Source organism: Sphingobacterium spiritivorum, assembly GCF_016724845.1.
Lineage (GTDB): Bacteria > Bacteroidota > Bacteroidia > Sphingobacteriales > Sphingobacteriaceae > Sphingobacterium > Sphingobacterium spiritivorum_A.
This window is the reverse complement of record NZ_CP068082.1, coordinates 219,274-232,888: the sequence shown is the minus strand read 5'-3', so window position 1 is coordinate 232,888 and position 13,615 is coordinate 219,274. Positions and strand designations below refer to the sequence as shown.

12 protein-coding genes are annotated in these 13,615 nt (G+C 40.1%); 8 read left to right on the top strand and 4 right to left on the bottom strand.

Features of this window, described 5'->3' with window-relative positions:
- Positions 1 to 84 precede the first annotated feature (84 nt).
- Together I6J03_RS01095 and I6J03_RS01090 are read left to right on the top strand one after the other, a co-directional pair.
- The gene (locus I6J03_RS01095; protein WP_003007495.1) at positions 85 to 1,131 is read left to right on the top strand and encodes a ferredoxin--NADP reductase; all 1,047 of its coding nucleotides are present in this window, start codon (positions 85 to 87) and stop codon (positions 1,129 to 1,131) included.
- Positions 1,132 to 1,195: 64 nt separating this feature from the next.
- Positions 1,196 to 3,115 (top strand): acetoacetate--CoA ligase, encoded by a 1,920-nt coding sequence (locus tag I6J03_RS01090; protein ID WP_003007493.1) that lies wholly within the window; start codon positions 1,196 to 1,198, stop codon positions 3,113 to 3,115.
- Positions 3,116 to 3,367: 252 nt separating this feature from the next.
- Here I6J03_RS01090 and gdhA read toward each other — a convergent pair whose 3' ends face one another.
- From gdhA to I6J03_RS01070, 4 genes are all read right to left on the bottom strand, one after another.
- Positions 3,368 to 4,699 (bottom strand): NADP-specific glutamate dehydrogenase, encoded by a 1,332-nt coding sequence (gene gdhA, locus I6J03_RS01085; RefSeq protein ID WP_003007492.1) that lies wholly within the window; start codon positions 4,697 to 4,699, stop codon positions 3,368 to 3,370.
- A gap of 122 nt (positions 4,700 to 4,821) precedes the next feature.
- Complete coding sequence (gene metQ, locus I6J03_RS01080) at positions 4,822 to 5,631, bottom strand: methionine ABC transporter substrate-binding lipoprotein MetQ (RefSeq protein ID WP_003007490.1); 810 nt, start codon at positions 5,629 to 5,631, stop codon at positions 4,822 to 4,824.
- A 15-nt stretch (positions 5,632 to 5,646) separates the two neighbouring features.
- Entirely contained in the window at positions 5,647 to 6,300 is a 654-nt protein-coding gene (metI, locus tag I6J03_RS01075) for a methionine ABC transporter permease MetI (protein ID WP_003007488.1), read from the bottom strand.
- On the bottom strand, positions 6,293 to 7,312 hold the full coding sequence (locus I6J03_RS01070) for a methionine ABC transporter ATP-binding protein (protein WP_003007485.1): 1,020 nt from the start codon (positions 7,310 to 7,312) through the stop codon (positions 6,293 to 6,295). Before I6J03_RS01070 ends, metI begins: the two co-directional genes overlap by 8 nt.
- A 490-nt stretch (positions 7,313 to 7,802) precedes the next feature.
- Between I6J03_RS01070 and I6J03_RS01065 the strand changes: the two genes are divergently transcribed.
- The 6 genes from I6J03_RS01065 to I6J03_RS01040 all read left to right on the top strand — a co-directional run bounded on the left by I6J03_RS01065 (position 7,803) and on the right by I6J03_RS01040 (position 13,596).
- Complete coding sequence (locus tag I6J03_RS01065; RefSeq protein ID WP_003007483.1) at positions 7,803 to 9,131, top strand: inositol-3-phosphate synthase; 1,329 nt, start codon at positions 7,803 to 7,805, stop codon at positions 9,129 to 9,131.
- An 88-nt stretch (positions 9,132 to 9,219) separates the two neighbouring features.
- Complete coding sequence (locus I6J03_RS01060; RefSeq protein WP_157600442.1) at positions 9,220 to 9,960, top strand: nucleotidyltransferase family protein; 741 nt, start codon at positions 9,220 to 9,222, stop codon at positions 9,958 to 9,960.
- Positions 9,953 to 10,858 carry a hypothetical protein gene (locus tag I6J03_RS01055; RefSeq protein ID WP_003007479.1) on the top strand — a complete coding sequence of 302 codons (906 nt, stop codon included), beginning with the start codon at positions 9,953 to 9,955 and terminating at the stop codon, positions 10,856 to 10,858. The genes I6J03_RS01060 and I6J03_RS01055 overlap by 8 nt, the downstream gene beginning before the upstream one ends.
- On the top strand, positions 10,824 to 11,771 hold the full coding sequence (locus I6J03_RS01050) for a CDP-alcohol phosphatidyltransferase family protein (protein ID WP_003007478.1): 948 nt from the start codon (positions 10,824 to 10,826) through the stop codon (positions 11,769 to 11,771). The genes I6J03_RS01055 and I6J03_RS01050 overlap by 35 nt, the downstream gene beginning before the upstream one ends.
- A gap of 6 nt (positions 11,772 to 11,777) precedes the next feature.
- The gene (locus I6J03_RS01045; protein WP_201694081.1) at positions 11,778 to 12,806 is read left to right on the top strand and encodes a lysylphosphatidylglycerol synthase transmembrane domain-containing protein; all 1,029 of its coding nucleotides are present in this window, start codon (positions 11,778 to 11,780) and stop codon (positions 12,804 to 12,806) included.
- 70 nt (positions 12,807 to 12,876) lie between these two features.
- Positions 12,877 to 13,596, top strand: coding sequence for an HAD family hydrolase (locus tag I6J03_RS01040; RefSeq protein ID WP_003007472.1), 720 nt, complete (start codon positions 12,877 to 12,879; stop codon positions 13,594 to 13,596).
- The last annotated feature ends 19 nt before the right edge of the window (positions 13,597 to 13,615 follow it).

Sequence of the window (13,615 nt, the reverse complement as noted above, 5' to 3'; positions counted from 1 at the left end):
TTCCGGCAAAATTGCAGTCTGCTTTTGATCCTATAATCCTATTTATTACTTGCTTGGATTTCAAAAGCACCTTATCTTTGAAACATGCATAAACTTCGGATCTCATTACTAACTCCTGAGGCGAACAATAATATTTCTATAGATTTTGAACCGGTATCGGGGCCTTATCCTGTGTATAAAGCCGGGCAGTTTCTGACACTGATTTTCACTTTCGGAGACCGCGAAGTCCGTCGCTCTTATTCCTTTAAAAGTTCTCCCGATGTGGACGAACCTTTAAGTATTGCTGTGAAAAGAGTGGATAACGGAGAGATCTCCCGTTTCCTGCATCATAAGATTACAGTAGGACAAGAGATTGACGTGCTGGATCCACAGGGTTTATTTATATATGAACCCGTAGCTGATACAAGCAGAACCGTATTTTTATTTGCTGCAGGTATTGGTATTACTCCGTTGTTTTCTATTCTGAAGACGGCTTTAATTAGAGAAAAAGACTCCAAAATAGTATTGATATACAGCAACAGCTCACCTGAACAGACCCCGTTTCTGGAGGAGCTTGACGGATGGCAGAAAAACTATCCGGATCGTTTTCATATCATATGGGTTTTTTCAAACAGCAAAAATCTGATGAAAGCCCGTCTCAACCGAGATTTTATCTATGATATTCTCAAACAATATGTAGAAGGACTACAGGCGGATACTCTCTTCTACACCTGCGGACCAGTTATTTATATGGATCTTTGTCGTTTTACTTTATTAGGGATGGGGTATGCAGACCATCAGATCAAACGGGAAACATTTCTGCTGCCGGAAAATGAAGAGGATGACGATGATGAAACAGAAAAGGAAGTAGATACAACAAGTTATTCCATTACACTGAACTTTCTCGGACAGCGTCACCAATTGACCGTACCCTACAACAAGACAATTCTTGATGTAGGCTTAGAGCACAAAATCAAGCTACCTTATTCCTGCAAATCAGGTATGTGCAGTACCTGTATTTCACAATGTTCATCCGGAAATGTGCGTATGGATTATAATGAAGTACTGACAGACAGGGAAGTCGCTAACGGACGTATTTTATTATGTACAGGACATCCCACCGAAGATGGGACTGTAATCGATGTCGTATAGGTAAAAACTTTGTACTGGCGTTACTTTTCATTACATTTGGGACATAACCAAGTGTAATATATTTATGAGTGAACTGATCTGGACACCTTCTGCTGATTATCAGAAAAATTCTGCATTATTCGATTTTAAAACCTTTGTTGAAGAGCGTTATCAGCTTTCTTTTAAAGATTATGAGACGCTTTGGAAGTGGTCCGTCTCGGTGCCTGAAGATTTTTGGTCTTCGGTATTTCAGTATTTCGATCTTAAATCTCATTCTCCGTTTGATGCTGTTATTACCAACTCCAAACAAGGATTTATCGGTACAGAATGGTTTCGGGGTGCTACACTCAATTATGCAGAGCATGTCTTTCGCAAGGAGACAGATAAACGTCCGGCCATTCTTTATCAGGCTGAACAGACCCCTGCTAAAGAAGTGTCCTGGTCTCAGCTGAAAGATCAGGTGCGTGCTATACAACAGTTTTTGATCAGAAAGGGCATCAGGGAAGGAGACCGGGTAGCGGGAATACTTAATAATACAACAGAAACAATAGCTATATTTTTGGCTGTGAATGCTATTGGAGCTATCTGGTCCTGTTGTTCAACTGATTTTGGTAGTGCAAGTATTGTCGAACGCTTTACTTTGATTGAGCCCAGGATCCTTTTTGCAGATTCGGGTTATGACTATAATGGAAAGAAATATGATAAACAGGAAACAGCAGTAACCATTAAAGAACAGATACCTTCTATTACCGATCTTGTCATGGTAAGTGGAGCTGACTGGGATGTAATTATGCGGGAGGCTGATCATACACAGCCACTCACATTTCAGGCGGTTCCGTTTGATCACCCTATCTGGATACTGTATTCTTCAGGTACAACCGGAAAACCTAAGGCTATTACACATAGTTCCGGCGGTAATCTGATTGAACATTATAAAGCACTGGCTTTACATCAAAATGTACAGGAAGGGGACCGCTTTATGTGGTATACAACTACGGGCTGGATGATGTGGAATTATGCTGTTTCGTCTCTTCTGGTAGGAGCCACCTTGTGTATTTATGATGGTTCACCTATATTTCCGGAACGGAAATCTATCTGGAACTTTATTGCAGATCAGCGTGTGGATCATCTTGGTGCAGGAGCAGCTTACTTTACATCCTGTCAGGATATGTCATTGTCAGAATTGAATATTAAACTCAAAACTATCGGCTCTACCGGCTCTCCTTTACCTCCGGATACCTTTAAATGGTTACAGGGACAGCTGGAGGACGTACAAATTGTTTCTTTAAGTGGCGGTACAGATGTCTGCAGTGCTTTTCTTTCCGGTAGTACATTGTTGCCTGTCTTTGCAGGTGAAATACAATGCCGTACATTAGGTTCAAAAATAGAAGCTTATAATGAAGAGGGTGTTGCAGTATATGATGAGGTGGGAGAATTGGTGATCGAATTACCTATGCCTTCTATGCCGCTTTACTTTTGGAAGGATAAGGATAATGCTAAATATCTGGAAAGTTACTTTGACAAATATCCGGGTATCTGGTGTCATGGAGACTGGATCAAAATAACCCGAAATAATAACGGGATCATAATGTACGGCAGATCTGATGCAACCCTAAACAGGGGAGGAGTGCGTATCGGTACAGCTGAGGTCTATAATGTGCTGAATACATTTGAGCAGGTGGAAGATAGTCTCGTGATCTGTATTGATCTGGAGAATGGCGATTCTGTGATGCCATTGTATATCAAGATGAGACCCGGAATTGAACTTACGGATGAGCTTCGGACCGAAATCAAAAAACAACTACGAAATACCTATAGTCCGCGACATGTACCCGATGAAATTCTGGCAGTGACGGATATACCATATACTATGAGTGGAAAGAAACTGGAAATCCCTGTTAAGAAACTAATGATGGGCGTACCTGTTGAACGGGCTGTCAGTATTGACGTGGTCAAGAATCCGGATTCCCTCAATTACTGGATAGATCTCCGTAAAAAAGTATAATTAATACATAAATAGCGAGACTGATAAAGTGCTGTAGATATTTTTGGTGAGGACACGCAGCAAGCGCCGGGGATATATAAGACTGAAAACGAAATGTAAAAGAATAAAAAGCAAAAAAATGCTGTAGATATTGCTGGTGAGGACACACAGCAAACGCGAGGAGGATAGTTATGTATATATTTTACTTTTAAACGCGTCAGTTGGCGTCCCCGCCAACTGCTTACGTTTATATATTTTTCGAAGAGAGAGCTGTTATACAACTCCCTGTGCAATCATCGCTTTAGCTACTTTCAGAAATCCTCCTATATTAGCACCTTTCAGGTAATTAATATAGTTGTCTTCATGACCGTATTTGACACAGGTTCTGTGGATATTCTCCATAATACCATGTAACTTCTTGTCCACTTTCTCTTTTGTCCATTGCTCTCTGATGGAGTTTTGAGACATTTCTAATCCTGAAACAGCTACACCTCCTGCATTGGCTGCTTTGCCCGGAGCAAAGATAAGGCGTGCTTTGTGAAAGAGTTTGATGGCTTCAGCTGTCGAAGGCATATTTGCACCTTCAGCTACACAGGTGCAACCGTTGGCTATTAGTTTCTGAGCATCTTCCCCATCCAGTTCATTCTGAGTAGCACAAGGTAATGCAATATCACATTTGAACTCCCACGGTTTTTTGCCTTCATAGTATTTTGCGTCCGGATATTTTGAAATATATTTATCCAGATCGCGACCTATAGTTGCAATAAAAGCCAGTTTCTCTGAGGTAATTCCTTGTTCGTCGTATAATACACCCTGGCTATTGGATAATGTAATTACTTTAGCACCGAACTGTATTGCTTTTTCTGCGGCATAGAAGGCTACGTTGCCTGCGCCTGAAATGGCTACGATTTTATCTTTCAGTTCTTCACTGCGGTAATCATAGATACAGGATACAAAATATAGTAATCCATATCCTGTAGCTTCAGGTCTGATATAAGAGCCTCCCCAGTTGGCTCCTTTACCTGTAAGTACCCCCGTAAAGTTGTTTTGAAGACGCTTATATTGTCCGAACATATAACCGATTTCACGTTCTCCCACACCTATATCTCCTGCAGGAACATCTGTTTCGGCACCGATATGACGATAAAGTTCAGATATGAAGCTCTGACAGAATTTCATAATCTCCGTATCCGATTTGCCTTTCGGGTTGAAATCAGAACCTCCTTTACCTCCTCCGATGGGGAGACTGGTCAGACTGTTTTTAAAGACCTGTTCGAAAGCCAGAAACTTAAGTATACTCAGATTGACATTTGGTGCAAACCGTAATCCTCCTTTGTAAGGTCCTATTGCACTGTTCATTTGCACACGGTAACCCCGGTTTACCTCAATTTCGTTTTTATCGTTTAACCAGGTTACCCGGAAAGAGATCACGCGTTCAGGTTCGGCAATACGTTCCAGAACTTTCATCTTTAGCAATTCGGGCTGGTGTTGTTCAATATAAGGGATCAGATCTTCCGCAACCTCAGTGACAGCTTGTAAGAATTCGGGTTCATTAGGATTGCGTTTTTCGATGTAATCAATAAATGTATTATATACTTTAGACATAAGGTATTAGGAAGTTTATTAAATATAGTTGCTAATATATAAAAAAAATGCTGCAATTGTTAATATTTTCACAATTGCAGCACCGTTAATTTATTATTTTTTAATATATAGCAGGTTTAATTTTACCAGCCTTTAACCGCATTTCCTTTAAATATTTTACGGGCAACTTCCTCTACTTCCGGCGACTGATAGGCCTGTACAAATTTCCTGATACGCTCATCATCTTTGTTATCCGTACGGGTCACAATAAGATTGACATAAGGAGATTCCTTATCCTCTGCAAATAATCCGTCTTTTTCGGGATCAAGTCCGGCCTGAGATGCAAATGTATTATTGATAATAGCGATATACACTTCTTTATCATCCAGTACTCTCGGTAACTGAGGCGCTTCAAGTTCCAGGAATTTGATCTGTTTCGGATTTTCTACAATATCTGTGACCTTAGGCAGAATCCCTGTATTCTGTTTTAATTTGATTAGACCTTGCTTTTGCAGAAGCAGTAAAGATCTTCCTCCATTGGTCGGATCGTTAGGGATAACGATAGTCTGTCCCGGAAGCAGTTCACTGATATTTTTGATCTTTTTGGAATAGGCTACGATAGGATATACAAATGTCTTGGCAACCGGGACAAGTTTATAGCCACGTTGCTTAGACTGTTCATCCAGATAAGGCTGATGCTGAAATGCATTTGCATCTAAATCTCCCTGATTCAGAGCTTCATTGGGAACAACATAATCATTGAAGGTGACAAGCTCCACTTCCAGATTGTATTTTTCTTTGGCAACCTTTGCTGCAGTCTCAGCGATTTCCTTCTCAGGGCCAGCCACAATACCGATTTTCAATGTCTGGCTGTCTTTTTTCTTCCCGTTACATGCACTGAGTGTCAGTACTGCGGCAACAAGAATACATATGTGTTTTGTGCGTATGTTCATGTCTTATTAATTGTATTATCTGTGATTTGTTTTCTTTGCAATAAAATCTCCGGTAAACTGCAGTATAAATACGATCAGTATCAGCAGGATCAATACTGCATTCATTATAAAAGCATCATATCCTATATAGCCGTACTGATAACCTATTTGCCCTAATCCTCCGGCGCCTACAGCTCCACCCATGGCCGAATATCCTACTAAAGTAATAAGCGTTATGGTTGCGTTATTGACCATTGAGGGTAAGCTTTCCGGCAACAATACCTTTAGTATAATCTGTTTATGAGTAGCTCCCATTGCTCTGGCTGCTTCAATAAGTCCGGCCGGAATTTCCAGCAGACTGTTTTCTACAAGACGGGCAACAAAAGGAGCCGCACCTATGCTTAGCGGAACTAATGCTGCAGATACACCAATGGAGGTGCCGACCAATTCTCTGGTAAAGGGAATCATCCAGACGATCAGAATAATAAAAGGAATGGATCTGAAAATATTCACAATTACAGAAGTGATCTGATGGATGGTTTTATTTTCCATTATCTGTCCCTTGCGTGTCACAAAGAGAAGAATTCCCGTAGGAAGTCCTAATAAAAATCCGAAAAAACCAGAGGCAAATGTCATGACCAGTGTTTGCCAGGTCCCTTCTAATAACAGCTTAACTATGGTATCAGACATATCCTATAATTTCAAAAGATGAATAATTAGTGTTCAGATGGGAGAGACTCTCCTGTATAGCCTGAGGTTCCCCGCTAAGTTCCAGAAACATCAGTCCAAAATTGGATTGACCTATGTATTCAATTTGTGCACTTATCAATTTGGCATCCGTATGATACAACCGTTGCAGATCAGAGATCAGCAATGACTGTTGCTCGTGACCTGTAATAAAGAATTTGACTACAGGGTTTCCCGTCTGTTTTAATTTATTCTGAATTGCTGCCGGAAGTTCGGCATTAAAGGAGGAAGCAATGAATTGTTGTGTAACTGCTTCTTTCGGCGCCGTGAATATCTGCTCAACAGTCCCCTGTTCGATGAGCCTGCCATGATCCAGCACCGCAACACGATCACAGATGGTCTTTATCACTTCCATTTCGTGTGTAATCAGCAGTATCGTCAGATTCAATTTTTTATTGATAGATCTTAGTAACTGCAGAATAGATTTGGTTGTATGCGGATCAAGTGCACTTGTGGCCTCATCGCACAACAGAATAGAAGGATTATTGGCCAGTGCACGTGCGATAGCCACACGTTGCTTTTGTCCTCCGGATAGGTTTGCCGGATAATCGTTTGCTTTAGATTCCAGACCAACGAGTTGTAATAATTCATTTACCCGTTCTTTGATCACTATTTTGGGTTTAACTGTCAATTCCAGAGGAAAAGCTATATTCTCCGATACGGTACGGGAGGAAAATAAATTGAAATGCTGGAAGATCATCCCTATTTCCCTTCTTTTGACGGTAAGCTGCTGCTGTGGAAGAGCCATAATATTTTGCCCGTTGATCACAATTGCACCTTTATCCGGGCGCTCCAGCAGATTGACACATCGGATAAGGGTACTCTTTCCGGCTCCTGAGCTCCCGATAACTCCATAAATCTCTCCTTCGCTGATCTTTATCGAAACATCTGCCAGTGCATTTGTAGAAATGCCTTTACTTTTAAATGTTTTTGAAATATTGACTAACTCTACCATTTAACTATATTAATAACATTCCGTACAAAAAAACCTTTCATTACATACTGAAAGGCTTATACTTAAAAGGTGTTATATGCGCCAAAGGTATCAAATCTTTCTTTTTTTTCAAAGCAAATTCGGTGTGTGATCTCTGAGATTAGCTATAGATAAGGTGAACGTCTGTATTTTGTGAGAAATGTCTCAAAAGTGCTCTTTTTTACATATTTTGAATTGTCAAATTTTGGCAATATAAAAGACTATTGATTTTGTAGAGAATAACGGATGATAACAGTCTGTATAAGGGTATATTTCTTTTGTTATCAATGAATTATTAAAAGTGATTTTTTCTGGAATGAAATAATTAAAAAATTGACTTTTTTAGTTTTTTGGTAAAACTGTCAAATATTATATTTGTATAAATAAAATATTACCTAAAATGCTTAACTTGCCTAAAGTTTAGTTACAATGTTATCAATATTACAAACAAAACAATAGATTATTAAATAATATGGAAAATCAGGTTAAAGAGGCCAACGGTAAGTTGGGGATTTTAATTCCGGGCCTGGGGGCTGTTGCTACTACTTTGATTGCCGGTGTAGCCGCTATTAACAAAGGATTATCGTTGCCTATTGGTTCAGTTTCTCAATTGAGCCGTATTCGTCTGGGCAAACGCACAGAAGACAGAAATCCATTAATCAAAGATTTCGTTCCATTGGCAAAATTGGAAGATATCGTTTTTGGTGGGTGGGATGTTTACGAAGACAATGTGTATGTTGCTGCTTCTAAAGCAAAAGTATTGGAGCAAGGTCAGTTGGATCAGGTAAAAGAGGTGTTGGAGAATATCAAACCTATGAAAGCTGTTTTTGACAAAAATTTTGTCAAAAACCTGGATGGGACACATATTAAAACTGAAACTACGCGTCGTGAACTGGCTGATGCTGCACGTAAGGATATCCGTGATTTCAAAGAGCAGAATGGCCTTGACCGTATTGTGATCGTATGGTGTGGTTCTACAGAAAGATATATCGAAACTAATGATGCATTTTCTACTGTTGCAAAACTTGAAGAAGCATTGGATAATGACGACAAGCGCATCCCGCCAAGTATGATTTATTGTTATGCGGCATTGATGGAAGGAGTACCTTATGTAAATGGTGCCCCAAACCTGACTTGTGATGTACCTGCTATTGAAGAGCTGGCGCAGACAAATGGTGTAGCTATTGCCGGTAAAGATTTTAAAACAGGACAAACGTTGATGAAAACAATCGTTGCCCCTGGTTTGCAGGCTAGAGCTTTAGGTGTAGAAGGTTGGTTCTCAACAAATATTCTGGGTAACCGTGACGGTCTGGTACTGGATGATCCTGAAAACTTTAAAACAAAAGAAGTTTCTAAATTATCAGTATTGGAAGAGATTCTTGATGCGAAGAAAAACCCTGAACTATATGGTGATCTTTACCATAAAGTAAGAATCAATTACTATCCTCCACATGGTGACAACAAAGAGTCATGGGATAATATCGATATCTTCGGATGGATGGGGTACAAGATGCAAATCAAAATTAACTTCCTGTGCAGAGACTCAATTCTTGCAGCACCGGTTGCATTAGATCTTGCTTTATTCATTGACCTTGCACAACGTGCTGGTATGTCAGGTATTCAGGAATGGTTGTCATTCTACCTGAAATCACCTCAGACTGCACCTGGATTACCTCCGGAACATGATATCTTCAAACAGCTTATGAAATTGCAGAATACATTGCGTCATATGATGGGAGAAGATCTGATTACCCATTTGGGATTGGATTACTATCAGGAGTTGGTAGACAGCATCCAATAATGATTTTGACAATATAATTTTTCAAGGGAGGCGATTCGCCTCCCTTTCTTACCATTACTTTTTTTTCAGGTAATGGTAATTTTTAATAATGAAGATGATACACTTTGCTATTATAGCTGCCGGAGAGGGATCCCGCCTGAAAGAAGAGGGGGTTGATCTTCCAAAACCATTATTGACACTTAACGGTGTTCCTATGATCGCAAGATTAATCCGTATTTTTGCTGATCAGGGTGCTCCGGTCGTTCACATTATTATCAATAATCATTCTCCTGAGCTGAAAGCTTACCTTACGGAAGAAAGCTTTGATGTACCTATCAGCCTGATTATAAAAGATACGCCCAGTTCTCTGCATAGTTTTCACGCGCTTATCGAGGCAAATCCGGCTTGGGAAGCCTGCTGTCTGACGACTACTGATACTATTTTTAAAGAAGAAGACTTTGCTTCTTATTTGCATGGATTCCGAGCAGCAGCAAATGCAGATGCTTATATGGGAATCACGCCTTTTATAGATGATGAAAGTCCGTTATACGTAAAAACAGATCCGCAACAGAATATACTGAGCTTTCAGGATCAGCATATAGAAGGTATTCAATATGTATCCGGAGGTATCTATGGGTTGAGAAAGAATGCTATTGAGTTAGTGAAACGCTCTGTCGAAGAGGGTAATACACGGATGCGTAATTATCAAAGAGATTTGTTGCTCAATCATTTAAATGTGAAAGGGCATATTTTTGGAAAGGTCGTCGATGTCGATCATCTCAAAGACAAGGAAATGGCTGAAGCATTCCTTTTAGAAAAAACACACTTAGTTAGTGCAAAAAATGGCTGAAAAGATTAAGATTTTGGGTGTGACGAGAAAAAGCCGTTTCTCGCCAAATCATATTGGTAATGATGCTGCCATATTTAATGAAGTATGTGAAAAGCTGACTTTAACAGGTGCGGATATAGAGATTTGTAATGAAGATGAATTCATGGAAAAGGAATCTGTATCGCAGGATTTTATTGTCACGATGGCTCGTACCAAAACCTTGGTAAAAAGGTTGCAAAAATTAGAAAAAGAAGGAAAGACAGTGATCAACTCCGGATGGGGAATAGAAAACTGTTTTCGTAAAAATATGACCAATGTATTGCTGGAAGGAGGGATACCTTATCCGGCCAGCCACGTGGTCTCTACAACCTCTGATATAACAGAAGTCTTTAACTCTTTAAAGGGGAAAGGTGTCTGGATAAAAAGAGGGGATTTTCATGCTATTCATAAGGAAGACGTAACATTTGCATCCTCTGCTGAAGAAGCAAAATATATTCTCAATGAATACGCACTGAGAGGGATTAAAGAAGCGGTGATCTCTGAGCATCTGGTAGGCGATCTGCTGAAATTCTATGCTGTAAAAGATACCGGATTCTTTCACTATTTCTATCCGTATGAACATAACCACCACAAATATGCTGTCTATGAACAGATCAACGGGGAGACGGTACATTATCCTTTTGATGAAGAAAAATTAAAGGTAATCGCTGATCGTGCCGCTACGATTCTGGGTGTTCATGTCTATGGCGGGGATATTATCATCGGACCGGATGGTAATTTTCATATTATAGATCTCAATGACTGGCCAAGTTTTGCCCCATGCAGGGCTGAGGCTGCAGATGCCATCTGTAGTCTACTCGTTAACGTCTTTACAACTCAACAACATGCAAAGAGAGACATCAGTATACAACAATCCTAATACTCCCGAAGAACAAGAAACGGCATTTGAACAATCTCTCAAATCCAATGATACAGAAGAACGAATTGACATCTGGTTTTACAGACCGATCGGATTCAGAATAGCACAGGTCTGTGCAAAGATCGGAATCACACCTAATGCGGTTACTATTATTAGTATTTTCTTTGGTGTAGGTGCCGGTATTTTATTTTATTATCCCTCTCTGTGGATCAATGTTATCGGAATGCTATTACTGGTTTTTGCCAACTCACTGGATTCGGCAGATGGCCAGTTGGCCAGGATGACAGACAATAAGAGTCGTTTTGGACGTATTTTAGATGGATTTGCTGGTGATTTTTGGTTTGCTTCCATTCATATTGCACTGTGTCTGCGACTGATGAATGAAGGATGGTCTGCATGGGTATGGGTTCCGGGAGTATTGGCCGGAGTATCACATGTTTTCCAATCTGCAATGGCTGACTATTACCGTAATGTACACTTATATTTTATCAAAGGAAAAGCAGGTAGCGAACTGGATAACAGCCGCGATCTGCAAGCTGAATTTGATCAGATGAGCTGGAGTAAACAAGCATTCAGCAAATTTGTATTGAATGGTTATCTGGGCTATACCCGTATGCAGGAGCGTCTGTCTCCTAACCTTCAGCAACTTTTAGGCTTAATCAAAGCGAAGTATGTTGACAGTTTGCCGCAGGCATTGGTAACAGAGTTCAGAACCATGAACAAACCACTAATGAAGTATACCAATATTGTTCAATTCAATACCCGTGTTATCTTTTTATTTTTATGGCTTTTCATAGGAGAGGTGTGGTTATACTTTTTCTTTGATATGTTTGTATTAAATCCTATTCTGATCTATATGATCAACAGACAGGAAAAAGTCAGCGGATACTTTGTAAATAAACTCAAAAGTTAGACTCGAATGGCGAGTAAAATCTATAAAATTATTTTCTTTATTCTGGGGCTTGGTACTTTGGGCTATATGGTGTATTCCCTTGGGCCGGAGGTGATATGGGAAAATATTGAAAAGACAGGCTGGTGGTTTGTCCCGGTTCTGCTGAGCTGGCTGGTCATCTACCTGATGAATGCTATGGCTCTGCGGGATATTCTTCTGGAAAAGGATAATCCTAACACACGACTGCCATTTGGTAAAATCTTTCAATTGATTGTTACCGGTTTTTCTATCAATTATATTACACCTTTTGTGGCATTAGGAGGTGAGCCATACCGTATTATGGAACTGAAGCCCTATGTAGGGAGTTCTAAAGCCGGATCCTCTATCTTGCTGTACACAATGATGCATATCCTTTCTCATCTTGTATTCTGGGTAGCATCGGTAGGCCTTATTCTCTGGTTTGTACCTGCAAGTAAAATTGTCGTAATCGCGTGTGTGACTATTATTCTGATGGCTGTGCTGGGGGTGTGGTGGTTTTCAAAAGGATATAAAAAGGGAATTACAGTGAGTCTGATGAAGTCTCTTAGTAAGCTGCCTTTTGTAGGAAAAAAAATAGCGTTGTATGAGCAGGAGCACCACGAACTTCTGACAGATGTAGATAATCAGGTAAGATCGCTATACGTAGATCGTAAACGGAATTTCTACACCTCTTTATGCTGGGAGTTTTTTGCGCGTGTAGTTGGATGTGCTGAAATTTATTTTATAGCCCATGCCTTAGGTCTACCGATGACTTATATCGAATGTCTGATTGTAAGTTCCGGATCATCTCTGTTTGCCAATCTGATTTTCTTTTTCCCTATGCAATTAGGCACGCGGGAAGGGGGAATGGCTATGGCTGTCGCCAGTGTAGGATATCAGGCTTCGGTAGGTGTGTTTATCGGTATTGCTACCCGTATACGCGAGCTGGTATGGATAGCTATAGGTCTTCTTATGATGAGCTTTGCCAAGAGAAGCAAAACCAAAAGAGAGGCTCAGTTAAATGATTCAGAAAATTAAATGAACCAGTGGAATTGATATTGAGACCCACATTAATTAGAAATCTGGTACATAAAACAATACTAAATACATGAAAAAAATAGAAGGATTAATATTTGACTACGGTGGTACATTAGATTCTAACGGACAGCACTGGGCTGCCGTGCTTTGGTCATCCTATCAGAAATATGAAGCCGGAATTTCAAGAGAGCAATTTGATCAGGCTTATGTATTTGCAGAGCGTAAAATGGCCACTCATCCCATTATTACCGAAGATTTTAATTTTCTTCAGGTGTTGAAGGCTAAGTTAAGTGTACAATTTGAGTATCTGGCTTCTCAGGATATCAGACTTGATAATCAACTGGCAGATCTTATTGCAAATGATGGATATGAACTGGCCAAAAATAATGTGCTGCGTGTTACGGAGAGCCTGAATCGTCTGCATGAAAAGTATCCTGTGGTGATGGTTTCAAATTTTTATGGTAATCTCACATCTGTATTACGGGATTTTGGAATTTACAATTGTTTTGACAAAATTATAGAATCCTCAGTGGTAGGTGTACGTAAACCGGATCCTGCTATTTATGCTTTAGGCGTGGATGTGATCGGACTGCCGGCGGCAGATTGTCTGGTGATAGGAGACTCTTACAGTAAAGATATGGTGCCCGCAAAGTCCTGTGGCTGTCAGACGCTTTGGCTGAAAGGCGAAGGATGGAAAGGAGATGATGAAGGTGAAACGAAAGCTGCAGATTATACGTTCTATGATATAGGAGATCTGGAACGTATCATTACGAACTGGGAATCCTTATAAAATATTCCAGAGAAAGGCT

Coding starts and splice junctions, on each gene's coding strand:
- metI (WP_003007488.1), bottom strand. CDS start 6,300: ATGTCTGATACCATAGTTAAGCTGTTATTAGAAGGGACCTGGCAAACA.
- metQ (WP_003007490.1), bottom strand. CDS start 5,631: ATGAACATACGCACAAAACACATATGTATTCTTGTTGCCGCAGTACTG.
- I6J03_RS01060 (WP_157600442.1), top strand. CDS start 9,220: ATGAAGATGATACACTTTGCTATTATAGCTGCCGGAGAGGGATCCCGC.
- gdhA (WP_003007492.1), bottom strand. CDS start 4,699: ATGTCTAAAGTATATAATACATTTATTGATTACATCGAAAAACGCAAT.
- I6J03_RS01055 (WP_003007479.1), top strand. CDS start 9,953: ATGGCTGAAAAGATTAAGATTTTGGGTGTGACGAGAAAAAGCCGTTTC.
- I6J03_RS01095 (WP_003007495.1), top strand. CDS start 85: ATGCATAAACTTCGGATCTCATTACTAACTCCTGAGGCGAACAATAAT.
- I6J03_RS01045 (WP_201694081.1), top strand. CDS start 11,778: ATGGCGAGTAAAATCTATAAAATTATTTTCTTTATTCTGGGGCTTGGT.
- I6J03_RS01070 (WP_003007485.1), bottom strand. CDS start 7,312: ATGGTAGAGTTAGTCAATATTTCAAAAACATTTAAAAGTAAAGGCATT.
- I6J03_RS01050 (WP_003007478.1), top strand. CDS start 10,824: ATGCAAAGAGAGACATCAGTATACAACAATCCTAATACTCCCGAAGAA.
- I6J03_RS01065 (WP_003007483.1), top strand. CDS start 7,803: ATGGAAAATCAGGTTAAAGAGGCCAACGGTAAGTTGGGGATTTTAATT.
- I6J03_RS01040 (WP_003007472.1), top strand. CDS start 12,877: ATGAAAAAAATAGAAGGATTAATATTTGACTACGGTGGTACATTAGAT.
- I6J03_RS01090 (WP_003007493.1), top strand. CDS start 1,196: ATGAGTGAACTGATCTGGACACCTTCTGCTGATTATCAGAAAAATTCT.